We start from the raw sequence: 12,349 nt of genomic DNA on the forward strand, positions 1-12,349 counted from the left end.
ATCGCGCCGCTCGATCCCGAGCGGCGCGACGCATTTCTGCCGTTGATGCCGATTAGTGCGTCTTATATTCGGCCGTACCTTTGGAAAGCGCGAACTCTTCCTCAGGTGAGAGGATGAGTTTGTGGCGGCCGATTACAGCGAAGTAGAGAATACCGACCGCGAACCAGGCGATGACGCCGTAGATGCCCTGCTGATAGGTGCTGTCGCCAAGCTGGTACCACAGCGTAACTGCGGCGATGATAATCGTCAGAATGGCACCGGGAATACCGAGCGGACTGCGATACGGACGCTCGATGTTTGGCATGTTGATGCGCAGCAGGATGAACGAAATCGCCTGCAGCATGTAGGAGCACATGGCGCCGAACACCGCCATGTTGAGCAGCGTCGTGCCGATCTGATCCTTGTTGATGAAGTAGATGATCGTCATCAAGATCAGGCCGACGGCCGAACCCGTAAGCATCGCGACATAGGGCGTCTTGAGCTTGTGCCCCGTGATCGAAAGGGCCGTCGGGAAGTAGCCCGCGCGGCTCAACGAATAGACCTGCCGGCCCATGGCGTAGAGAATGGTGTGGAAGCTCGCGATCAGACCGGTCAATGCGATGATGCCGAGCAGCACGACGGCGCCGCTGCCGTAGATCGCACGGAAGCCATCGAGCAAAGGTTCGCCCGACGTCGACAGCTTGAAAGCGCCGACGCCGATGACCGACGGGTTCAGCAGCACGATCATGAAGGCCGAGACGATCAGCGTACACATGCCAAGGATGATGCCCTTCGGCATGTCGCGCTTCGGATCGACCGATTCCTCAGCCGCGAGCGGAAGCTGTTCGATGGCGAGGAACAACCAGACCGCAAACGGCAAAGTTTTCAGAACGCCTTCCCAACCATAGGGGAACATCGGGCCGTTGCCGTTCGGAAGCTCCGTGCCGTCAGGCGCGATGTTAAGCGCCCAGCGGTTGAAGTCCATGTTCGGAATGGCGCTGATCCAGAACACGACCAGGATCGCGAGCGAGAGCAGCGTGACGATCAGGGTCACGCGGAACGACAGCGCGACGCCGAAGATGTTGAGTGCGAGGAAGACGACAAACGTCGCTATCCATAAAAGTGGCTCTGGCTGAGCACCTATTCCCGCGGTTTCAAGGATTCCATTCAGATAGGAGCCGATGAAGTAGCAGACGACCGTCGGCGTGACCACGTATTCGACGTTTTCGCAAAGGCCGGTGATGAAGCCGCCCCATGGACCCATCGACGAGCGGGCGAAGGAGTAGGCGGCGCCCGTGTGCGGCAGCGCCGGGCTCATTTCGGCGATGGAAAACACGAGGCCGAGGTACATGACGGCGATGATGCCGCCAGCGACCAGCATGCCGCCCCAGCCACCGGTGCCGAAGCCGAAGTTCCAGCCGGAGAAGTGTCCCGAGATCACCGCGCCGACGCCGAGCGCCCACAGTGACCAGATGCCCGCATATCGCTGAAGGCCGCGGGCCTTGAAGTATTCGTCACCTACGCGTTCGTAGCTGACGCCTGACGCACTCTGATCGTCCATGATTGTCTCCCCACATGAAGCTGCCGACCAGGCGCGGAAGAGAGCCGAATTTTGGATGAAACTCCCCGCGAGGGTGATGGAGCGCCACGAGGATGCGGAACTTGCCGGCTTGCGCCGTCAATGCTCAAACGCATGCGCGTCCTCTGCATGCCACCCCCTGCGCCAGATCAGCGTTCGAAACTGAACACCGAAGCAATTGCAGCTTTGCACCAGAGTTCCGAGAGCGATAGCAGGGAGAGGATACCAGAGTACAATTACTCTATCGGCACAGAAAAAGGGCCTGGCCGTTCGCATAAGTCAGCGATTTCAATGATCCTGTAAATGGGTGCCGTCGAGCCAAGTTGCAAGTCTGACGAGTTCGGCGAGGTTGCGCGTGCGCATTCTTTCCATCACCCACGCACGGTAGTTTTCGACGGTGCGGGTGCTCAAGCCGAGCTTCAACGCAATCTCCTTGTTGGAGAGCCCGAGAACAAGATGGTCCATGACTTGCTTCTGTCGCGGTGAAAGCTCGGCAACGCGATTTTGAAATTCGGCGCGCATGTCGGCGTCAACCTTTTTGCGCGCGCCAACATCGACGGCATGGCGGATGCTGGCGACGATCCGTTCGTCCGAGAACGGCTTTTCGATGAAATCGAGCGCCCCGTTCTTGACCGCCGTCACGGCCATAGAAATATCGCCGTGACCGGTGATGAGAATGACGGGCAGACTCGGATAGCGCTGCGCGATCTCGTGATGCAGTTCGATCCCCGTCATGTTGGGCAAGCGCACGTCGGAGACGACGCAGCCGATGTCGCCCTCATCAGCCTCCGACATGAAGGCCTCGGCGGACTGGTAGGAACAGACGTCAAGCCCCGCGCCTTGAAGGAGCTGACCCAACGAATCCAAAACGGCAAAATCATCGTCGATAATAGCGATCTTCATGTCGTCGTGCTCTTTGCCTCCTTGCCGACTTTCGGCAGCGTGAAAGATACGCGTGCGCCTGCTGTGTTCCCGCCGAGCTTCAACCGTCCGCCGTGCGACTGAATGATCGAACGGCTCAGCGACAATCCAAGCCCCATGCCGTCGGGCTTGGTCGTGGTGAAGGGTGAGATGGGGCGTTCCAATAAAACTGGCTCGAAACCTGGGCCATTGTCGATGACGGAAATGACGATGAAGACCTGTCCGTCGTCGGCGACTTCTATCTGGATTTTACCATCTGCAATGCACGAGGCCATGATTGCCTCGGATGCGTTCTTGACGAGATTCGTGACGACCTGTTCGATCTGTAGGCGATCCACACAAACGTTCGGCAAATCGCGCGGGATGATCGTAGCTAACGTGATACCGTGCTCTTCCAGGTCCGCGCGACAAACCGATTCCGCTCGTCGGACGAGATCGAGCACCGAGACAACTTCGAAGCGCGAACTGCCCGCACCAATGAAATCGCGAAGCCAGCGGATGACAGCAGCTGCGCGATCGACCTGCTCAATAATTTGTTCGGTCGTGCGGGCGGCGGCGGCCTGATCGACGACATCACGTTTCAGGTTCTGACGACCCACGCGCGCGTAATTGCCGATGGCGGCCAAGGGTTGATTGATTTCATGTGCGATTGCCGCCGCCAGCGCACCCAGTGCTCCGACGCGAGACGCACGGCCAAGGGCTTCGCGATGCAGCCACAGCTCACGCTGGGTGTTGCGCTGCTCGGTGACGAGCGCGCCGACGATTAGTCCCGTCAAAGCCAATGCGAGCATCATTGTCTGCAGCGCTGTGATGCTCACGCCGCTGTGTCCGGTAAGCTGGATCGCGGTAATCAGCAGCACTTGCGTCACAACCAGTGCGCCCGTTACCGCCTCCAATCCAAAACGCACGGCAATCCAAATGACCGGGAGAAACAAGAGATAGAAAAGCTGAGACGGATTGCTCGTCGCAGTTCCGAAAATCAGGAAGAGCGCACCGACCATGACTGCAAACGGCAGTAAAAGCTCAGCCGAATGCGGGAGGATCGTGCGGCCTGCAAAGAGAAACAGCAGAAATGGCGTCATCACGGTGATGCCGATCATGTCGCCGACCCACCAGCCGAGAATTCCTCGTCCGATCTGATCGACGCTGATGATCGACATCATCGCGAGGAGTGTCACGCAGACTGTAGCGGCCACCGCCGCCGCAACCGCAGCCGTCCCCAGCAGCCAAATCAGATCCTGCCTTAATTGAAGCGCACCTGAAAATGGGCCGTTCTCGCGTGTCAGAAACCAAGCGGCGGCCGAATAGGTGCCTCCAATGATGAGGACCACTGAGACTTCGGCGCCGAGCGGCAGAGGAAATTGGCGCAAGAGACCATCTGCCACTAAAGGCGCAAGGAACAGCCAGGGGATGAACGAACGACCGAATATCAGCACCAACGCGATGCTGACGCCTGTCGTCGGATTCCAGGGCGTTATCCCGAACGCGCTCAGGGGATCGACGAAGCTCAACCAGTCCAGTGCGACGTATGCTGCAAGATATGCGGCGCCCAGCGCGACATACCGTGGCGGCGGCATGCCGATGACCGTATCTCGCGTCAACGCCTGAAGCATTCCGCGCACCCTTTGGGAGCGACCCCATGCCGGCCCCCGTAGAGTTACTCTAGTTCGATCGCCAGCGATTCACTACTCGCGCACTTGCCCAGAATTGCATCATCCTGCCGACTACGGTGTCGTTATGGCCCATGGAGCCGTGCACCGACGAGCCACGGATGTGCGGCAAGCCATGCCCGGATCACGTATTTTTCGTGGTCGCCACAAAGGTTCGTGATCCGGTTTATCTTTTCCTCTCGAGGCCGCGATGCGTTCAAGCGTCAAAAGCGATGGACAAAAATCGCCGCTTCGGCGGCGTCCCGTGAGCCTCTCGGATTATCTCGACGCCGATAACGGCGATAGCGCCGCCGAGTTTCAACGGCTTACGGCCTCCGACCACCAGCCAGACACAATTCACCGAGATGGCCAGCACACCGGAGAAACGTCGTCTGATTCAGCGACATCGAACGGCAACGAGGCCGATTCCGCACGACGCCGAGGACCACACACAAGGGAGACGTGAAACGCACAGCCGGGCGCCGGTGGTTAGCCGGGCTATCGGCATTAAATCCTTTATGGGGAGGACGTAATGTCATCGGCGGGATCGAAACGCATCCGGCACCTCGAGTATTTTTTATTGCATGATGCCAAACCGACAGGGCCATCCGTCGGCATTTACGCCAACAGCGATATTCCTGCCTCCGTCGCCGACGATTTCGGCCGGCGCTATACTTTTGCGGGCGTGGCACCGAGACGGACGAACGGAGATTTTGATCTCGATGCTCTTGGAGCCGGAGAATTCATTCTGAAGCCGGGGCTCGTCTATCGGATGGAGCATTTGCCGCAATCGTGGTTCGAGGCGATTTTCAAATAGCCTAAGCGCCTAGCTTGACGACGGAACCGCAGCCGGGGGGGATGGGCGCTTAGGCGCTCGTGCAAAAAGCCAGGAAGCAGGATAAACACGGCGCCTCGCTCTCAAATGAGGACGCCCGTGACACCGTCTATCAATGCTCTTTCGCCGGCTTTTCCTTCAGCCGAGGCGCTGGCGAAAGGAAAAGTTCGCTCATCACATACGCTGATCTTCCGACCGTATTGGTGGGATGCGCTGCCGGCGGAAGATAACGGCGGCGAAAAGCCTGTTCCGGAAAAATGCGATGTGGCAATCGTCGGGTCCGGCTTCACGGGATTGTCGGCGGCGCTGACTTTGGCGCGCGCCGGGCGGGACGTCGTGATTTTCGAACGGGGACGAACCGGATTTGGCGCCAGCACCCGCAACGGTGGTCAAATCGGCAGCGGCAACCAGAAATTCCGCGTCAAGACGCTCATCGCATTGCGGGGACGGCGAAAGGCCGAGGACATGCTGCGCGAGGGCACCCGTATGCTCGACCATATCGCGTCGCTGATCGAGAGTGAGAAAATCAACTGTTATTTTCGCCGCTGCGGCCGCTTTCGCGCGGCCATCCGACCTGAGCACTATGATGCGATGGCTGCCGACATGCAGGATCTCAAGGCGATCGCGAGCGTCGAAAGTTTCATGGTGCCACGATCAGAGCAAGCGTCGGAAATCGGCTCCGATATTTTTTATGGCGGTGCGGTCTTGCCGAACGATGCGTCGCTGCATCCCGGGCTCTACCATGCCGGTTTGGCGGCGCGGACGGCCGAGGCTGGCGGCAGGATTTTAGATCAGACGGCGGTCGCCCATATCGAGCCGGTATCGGGCGGTTTTCGCGTGCGAACGCCTCGCGGCGAGACGATTGCCCGAAACGTTGTTGTTGCGAGCAACGGCTATACCGAGGGTCTCGTGCCAGAACTTGGGCGACGGATCGTTCCCGTCGGCTCTGGCATTATCGCAACCGGTGAGATTCCGCAGCAGCTTTACGACCGCCTGCTGCCGAAGAACCGGGTCTACGGCAACAGCAATCGCGTGTTCTATTACTTTCGCGGAGCGCCGGACGCGCGGCGCATTATCTGGGGTGGACGCGTAGGGCGGTTCGCGTCGAATACCTCGCCGTCAGCGTTCGGGCATCTGGCGCGCGACATGCTGCGTGTCTTTCCGGACCTCAAAGACGTGCCGATCACGCATGCCTGGGATGGCAAGATCGGCTACACCTACGACGAGATCCCCCACATCGGCCGGACTCCGAAGGGCATCCATTATGCGCTCGGGTACTGCGGTACGGGCGTTTCGCGCGCGACCTATTTCGGCAATAGGATTGCGTTGCAGATGCTCGAAAAGCCGGAGGGGCGCACGGCCTTCGACGATTTGGCTTTTCCGCCGTTTCCGGCGCATCCGATTGCCCGGCGAGCGGTGCCGTTCGTTGAGGCATGGTATCGCATCCGCGACACTATGAATTTCTAGCAATCGCCCCGGATTGGCATTCTTGCAGGCGCGAACCTACATCATGCGTCAGCCCGGAGGACGTCATGACGGCCATTTCCATTCTCGATCTCGTTCGCGTTACGGAAAACACGGATGCGCGCGTTGCGCTTGATAACGCCCGCGATCTTGCCGCTTATGCTGAAAAATGGGGTTATCGCCGGTTCTGGGTGGCGGAACACCACAATATGCCGGGCATTGCGAGTGCAGCAACGTCGGTGGTGATCGGGCACATCGCGGCTGGCTCGAAGACGATCCGCGTCGGGGCCGGCGGCATCATGCTTCCGAACCACGCGCCGCTGATTATCGCCGAACAGTTTGGAACGCTGGCGCGGCTGTTTCCGGGCCGAATCGATCTTGGGCTGGGCCGAGCTCCCGGCACCGACCCGCTCACCGTCCGAGCCTTGAGGCGACAGCCTGCGGCCGCCGATACGTTCCCACAAGACGTTGTAGAACTGCAATCCTACTTCGCGCCGGCGCAGGCGGGACAGCGAATCCAAGCGGTGCCAGCGGCAGGAACGAACGTGCCGCTGTGGATCTTGGGTTCCAGCACGTATGGCGCCTATCTTGCGGCCGAGCTTGGCCTGCCCTACGCGTTCGCCTCGCACTTCGCGCCGGAACAATTGCTGTCCGCGCTTGAAATTTATCGCTCGCACTTCAAGCCGTCTCAGCAGCTCGACCGCCCGTATGCGATGGTCGGCGTCAATGTCGTTGCAGCGGAGACCGACCGCGAAGCTAAGCGTCTCGCGACGACACAGCAAATGTCATTCGCCAATCTGGCCCGCGGTGCGCGGCAGCTTAGCCAGCCCCCCATCGACGACATCGAGACCTACTGGTCACCACGCGAAAAGGCGCAAGCGACGTCTATGCTCGCACGCTCTGTCGTCGGCTCACCCGAGACCGTTCGTGCTGGCCTTAAGGCGCTCATTGACGAAACGGCGGCCGACGAGCTTATGATTGTCTCCGACATCTACGATCACGCGTTGCGGCTACGTTCGTTCGAGATCATCGCCGATACGCAGAATGCCGACGCGCGGCGCCAATTGTGCCCGGAGACCTGAGCCTCGATGAGCGATGACAGCAACGACCTGCCGGAAGCCAATAAGCTGACGCGGACGAAACAGAAATGGGCGCGCGAAGGACGCTTCCTGACAGGAAAGACCTCTCGGCCCAATTCGGAGAGGTTACCTCCAGGCCAGCATCTTGTCCGCGACTGGCCGGTGCTTGACCTCGGGCAACAGCCGGAGATCGCGCTCGATCAGTGGCGGTTGATCATCGACGGCGCCGTCGAACATCCGACGACACTCGACTGGGCACAGTTTCAGCGCGAACCAAGCAGCGTCAAGACGTCGGACATCCATTGCGTCACGACCTGGTCGCGCTACGACAACCGCTGGACCGGTGTTTCGACACATGACCTGCTGGATCTCGTGATGCCGACGCCTGAGGCGCAATTCGTCATCCTGCATAGCTATGACAGGTACACGACAAACATTACGCTCGCGGATTTCGCGTCCGAGGATGCCATCGTCGCGCATAGCTGGGAGGGCAAGCCGCTGACGCGCGAGCATGGCGGGCCGGTTCGCCTCGTGGTCCCGCATCTCTATTTCTGGAAAAGCGCGAAGTGGCTGAAACGCATTGAATTTGTTGCGAGCGATGCGCGGGGATTTTGGGAAGTGAACGGCTATCACAATCGAGCCGATCCGTGGAAAGAGCAGCGCTACTCGAACGATTAACCGGTTCATTCGGCAAACTCCGCATTTTTATTATCAGTCGGCGGCAAAGAATTCCGGCTCTGCCATCGTTTGGGCAAGGCTCTCGCGATAGTGTTCCAAATCTAGGGAGCACAAAACGGGGGTTAGTCGCTTGTTTCCCCAATTCCGATTGCGCCGCATTGCGCCTGCGATAATCCTCGCGGCAGTGGCGATCTCCGCTACCGCCTCGCCGTCTGTCGCCCACGCCAAGGATGCCTTTTCTGCCTGTGACGCGGAGGCGGGGCTCGCGGTTCTCGCGTCGCCGATCTCCCCCTGGACGGGCATGCCGCTGCGGGTCATCTTCACGGCCGAGAAGCCGCTTGATGGAGTGCTTTCCCTCACCTCTCCCGACGGCAAGGTTGCAGTCACGTCCAAGGAGCGGCACGGCGGCCCGCCCTACTTCTGGTATGCGGATGTGCAATCGCCGTCGGCCGGCACCTGGACCGCTTCTCTGACGCGCGATGGCGCGAGCGCAGAATGTGCAACCGTAAAACGAGCGTTCGCCGTGGCGAAGACGGCCGGCGCTCCGCCACGCGCGACATCAAAGAGCGTATGGCCGATCCGCGGCGCGTGGACCCGCGAGACCGAAAACCTCTATTCCGCCTGGATCGAAAAGCTCTTCGACGATCCGATCGACGCCCAGCCATCGTGGCCTGCGTTGCACCAAGTCTTGCGCGATCCGACGCGCAACATGCTCTTCAACGCCATGGGGCTCGGTGAAGACAGCAAGAAACTCATCATGAAGCCGGACTGCGCGGACCTTCCGTATTTTCTGCGCGCGTACTTCGCCTTCAAGACCGGGTTGCCGTTCGGCTATTCCAAATGTACGCGCGGCGGTGGCGGGAAAGCGCCACGCTGCCCGCAGTGGTTCAACATTCAGAAAGAAGACAGTCCGCAAGCGGAGGCGAAGCAAAAGCCTATCCAGAGCGCGAGCAATTCACTTTTCGGCGTGTTTGACTCCGCGTCCGTTTCTGAGTCGGCGCAGCGAAGTTCATCCCGGCCTCAGGCGCTTCTGCCGGGCTTTGGATATTACATCCGCACTGTCGTCGCCAACGCCGTCCATTCCGGTTCTGGGCGAACCGCTGCAGCAGACAACAACACTGATTATTATCCCGTACCTTTGACGGCCGAAACGCTGCGACCGGGGACGATTTATGCCGACCCTTATGGCCACGTTCTCGTGCTCGTTAAACGCGTTGCGCAGACGAACGATTCGGCGGGTGTCTTCCTTGCCGTCGACGGTCAGCCGGACGGAACGGTGGCCCGGAAGCGCTTCTGGCGCGGTAATTTCCTGTTCGCCCAAGATCCTTCGCTCGGCAGTCCGGGCTTCAAGCGCTTTCGGCCGATCGTCGCCGACAATAATGGTACGCTGAGGCGATTGACGAACGCCGAAATCACGAAAAGTCCCGATTACGGCGATTTCTCCCTCGAGCAATCGAAGCTCGGCGTCGAAGATTTCTATGATCGCATGGACGACGTGATGTCGCCCGAGCCGCTCGATCCGGAGCGCGCCATGAAAGAAACGATCACCGCCCTCGAAGAACAGGTGAAGACGCGCGTTACGTCTGTCGAAAACGGACGAAAATATCAGAACAGCGGCGGCGCCGACGTCGCTATTCCGTCGGGACCGTCGATATTCGAAACGACAGGCGCGTGGGAAGACTTTGCGACGCCATCGCGCGACTTGCGATTGTTGATCGCAATCGACGTTGTTCGCGGTTTTCCGGATCGCGTCGCTCGGCGTGCCGATCGTTATGCGATGCCGAAGGGCGAAAGCATCGCCGACGTGAAATCCGCGCTCAACCAAACTCTCACGACAGAAATCGCGTCGCGGAAATTCTCTTACACTCGGAGTGATGGCTCGCAATGGACGCTGACACTCAAAGACGTCCTGGACCGTTCGAAAGGACTGGAAATGGCCTACAACGTCAACGACTGCGTCGAGATTCGCTGGGGCGCTGACCCCAAGAGCGATGAAGCCTCCACGTGCAAGCGGCGCGCTTCGTCCGCTCAGCAAGCAAAAATGGAGGACTATCGCTCGTGGTTCCACGACCGGCGCCGACCTGTGCGCCAGTAAGCGCAATCGTAGGCGGTAACTGCCGAACCGTTTAGCGCGCGGGTACACGTGTAAAAAGCGGGCCTAGACCTTCCGCCATTGTCGGATGCGCGATGATGGCGTCGCGCAAAGCTGTATAGGGCAGGCCAGAAAGCATAGCCGTCTGCACGACAGCCATAACCTCTCCTGCCTCTGGGCCAACCATCGCAAAACCGACGATGCGATCGTCATCACCCACTAGAGCTTTCATGAATCCGCGCGTCTCGGAAATTGTGCGAGACCTCAAAACGCCTGCCATTGGCAGCTTTGCGATGCGCAAGTTGATCCCCTTGGCTTTTGCCTGTTTCTCGCTGAGCCCTACGCGGCCAAGCTGAGGGTCGGTAAACATGCAATAGGGAACGAGGCGATCCTTTTTGCTGCGCGATCCGCCAGCCAAATTATCGCGAATGATACGGAAATCGTCGAACGACACGTGCGTGAATTGCTGGCTGCCCGCGCATTCGCCGATCGCCCACGTATCCGGCGCGGTCGTTTCGAGCCGATCGTTGACGACAATGTAACCGCGTGCGTCGAGTTCTACGCCCGCGCTATCGAGACCGATGGCATTCGTATTCGGCGTGCGCCCGGCGGCCACCAGCAGATCGGTACCTTCGAAGCGGCCGCCGGACGTCGTCACGACAACGGTTGCGCCGGAGCGGCCCTCGACGTTTGCAATCGTGACACCCGTCTCGATGGCGATACCTTCGGCGCGAAGTGCATCGGCGATCTCGGCAGCGACGTCAGGGTCTTCCTGAGCTGCAATCTGCGGGCTCGCTTCGAGAATGGTGACCTGCGAGCCGAAGCGACGAAAACTCTGCGCGAGTTCCAGACCGACATAGCCGCCGCCAAGTACGATCAGATGCCTCGGCAAATATTCAAGCTCGAGCAGTTCGATGTTCGTCATTGGCTTTACCGCAACGAGACCCGGAATGTTCGGAATAGAAGCGTGCGTGCCAATATTGATGACCATCTTATCGCCGCTGAACGTGGCGTTGCCGCCGTCGTTGAGCTTAACCTCGACTGTTCTTGGCGCCACGAAGCGAGCTTCTCCCATGATGAGTTCCGCGCCGCTGTCCTTATAAAAATCGAGATGCATCTTGATGAGGCCATCGACCATTTCTCTTTTGCGCGCCACGACTTTTCTCATGTCTGTCGCGACTGCGCCGGTGATCGATCCGAATGCTTCAGCGTGATGCGTGAGATCGGCGACCTTGGCGCTCCAGATCTCGTTCTTGCTCGGGAGGCAATTCGTGTTGGGGCAAGAGCCGCCAATAAGTTTGCGCTCGATGACGGCGACTTTCTTGCCAGATCGGCCCAGATGCCAGGCGAGAAATTTTCCGCCTTCGCCGCTTCCGATGATAAGGACATCATATGAATTCGAAGACATCGGTTCTTCCTCCCGCGTGCACGTTGGGGCGCGTGTTTAGCCAGATTTTATGCAAGCGCAATCGAAGATTTGCATCGAACCGGTTTGCGAGTTCAATTCGCCGCATAAAAAATACGATGTTTGTCACGCCGCTTTAGATGTCCGGTCTGCAGACACGTACAAAGCACGATTTGTAGGGAAGATAAGACGCATACTGCTTTGTCCTGACGGATGCTCTCGCCACAAGCCAAAAACGCGCCGCTTCCGGCGCGCTTTTCCGTGCTGCGTGTATCAACCGCCGATTAATCATTATACGGCGCACAGTACATATCGTAATTCGTATCCGCACCGTGCCAGCGGCAGAATTCAGCCGGTGTTTCCGTCTGCATCTCGGTTTGAGCACGTTCCATCACTCGACTGTGTGTGGGAGTGCTCAAGCGAGCAGCCAGGGCGCCAGTTGCGCCGGTTGCGAGCAGGATCGCCGACAGGGCCATTACAGACTTTCTCATTTTTCTTCTCCTTATCTCGTCTTCACCTCCGCTCCCGTGAGCGGCTTGTCTTGAAGAGCTGATAAGAGAATGGGCGCCGCCATCTTATCATTCCAACGCGATGTTCGATTGGTTTCGATCGCTTCAATCGATTGATGGATGTGCAGCCGAACGAAACGAAAAAGGCTCGGTATCGAC

10 protein-coding genes are annotated in these 12,349 nt (G+C 59.1%); 5 read left to right on the forward strand and 5 right to left on the reverse strand.

What is annotated here, in order from left to right:
* Nucleotides 1-52: 52 nt before the first annotated feature.
* The 3 genes from RLW41_RS06575 to RLW41_RS06585 all read right to left on the reverse strand — a co-directional run bounded on the left by RLW41_RS06575 (nt 53) and on the right by RLW41_RS06585 (nt 4,092).
* Complete coding sequence (locus tag RLW41_RS06575) at nt 53-1,540, reverse strand: amino acid permease (RefSeq protein WP_414463983.1); 1,488 nt, start codon at nt 1,538-1,540, stop codon at nt 53-55.
* A gap of 306 nt (nt 1,541-1,846) precedes the next feature.
* Nucleotides 1,847-2,461, reverse strand: a complete 615-nt coding sequence (locus tag RLW41_RS06580; protein ID WP_409561110.1) for a response regulator transcription factor — start codon at nt 2,459-2,461, stop codon at nt 1,847-1,849.
* Nucleotides 2,458-4,092, reverse strand: coding sequence for an MASE1 domain-containing protein (locus RLW41_RS06585; protein ID WP_414463984.1), 1,635 nt, complete (start codon nt 4,090-4,092; stop codon nt 2,458-2,460). The genes RLW41_RS06580 and RLW41_RS06585 overlap by 4 nt, the downstream gene beginning before the upstream one ends.
* A gap of 568 nt (nt 4,093-4,660) precedes the next feature.
* On the opposite strand from RLW41_RS06585, the gene RLW41_RS06590 reads away from it, so the two are divergent.
* From RLW41_RS06590 to RLW41_RS06610, 5 genes are all read left to right on the forward strand, one after another.
* On the forward strand, nt 4,661-4,945 hold the full coding sequence (locus RLW41_RS06590) for a hypothetical protein (RefSeq protein ID WP_409561112.1): 285 nt from the start codon (nt 4,661-4,663) through the stop codon (nt 4,943-4,945).
* Between the two features lie 117 nt (nt 4,946-5,062).
* Complete coding sequence (locus RLW41_RS06595) at nt 5,063-6,430, forward strand: NAD(P)/FAD-dependent oxidoreductase (RefSeq protein WP_414463985.1); 1,368 nt, start codon at nt 5,063-5,065, stop codon at nt 6,428-6,430.
* A gap of 65 nt (nt 6,431-6,495) precedes the next feature.
* On the forward strand, nt 6,496-7,509 hold the full coding sequence (locus RLW41_RS06600) for an LLM class flavin-dependent oxidoreductase (RefSeq protein WP_414463986.1): 1,014 nt from the start codon (nt 6,496-6,498) through the stop codon (nt 7,507-7,509).
* Between the two features lie 6 nt (nt 7,510-7,515).
* Nucleotides 7,516-8,184 carry a sulfite oxidase-like oxidoreductase gene (locus RLW41_RS06605; protein WP_414463987.1) on the forward strand — a complete coding sequence of 223 codons (669 nt, stop codon included), beginning with the start codon at nt 7,516-7,518 and terminating at the stop codon, nt 8,182-8,184.
* Nucleotides 8,185-8,314: 130 nt separating this feature from the next.
* Nucleotides 8,315-10,279, forward strand: a complete 1,965-nt coding sequence (locus RLW41_RS06610) for a hypothetical protein (protein WP_414463988.1) — start codon at nt 8,315-8,317, stop codon at nt 10,277-10,279.
* 31 nt (nt 10,280-10,310) lie between these two features.
* Here the strand turns inward: RLW41_RS06610 and RLW41_RS06615 are convergent, their stop codons facing one another.
* Nucleotides 10,311-11,684 (reverse strand): FAD-dependent oxidoreductase, encoded by a 1,374-nt coding sequence (locus RLW41_RS06615; RefSeq protein ID WP_414463989.1) that lies wholly within the window; start codon nt 11,682-11,684, stop codon nt 10,311-10,313.
* 281 nt (nt 11,685-11,965) lie between these two features.
* A complete protein-coding gene (locus RLW41_RS06620; RefSeq protein WP_414463990.1) occupies nt 11,966-12,172 on the reverse strand; it encodes a hypothetical protein in 207 nt (68 codons plus the stop codon).
* Nucleotides 12,173-12,349 lie beyond the last annotated feature (177 nt).

It is taken from the genome of Hyphomicrobium sp. DY-1, assembly GCF_047497105.1.
In the GTDB taxonomy this organism is placed as follows: Bacteria; Pseudomonadota; Alphaproteobacteria; order Rhizobiales; family Hyphomicrobiaceae; genus Hyphomicrobium_B.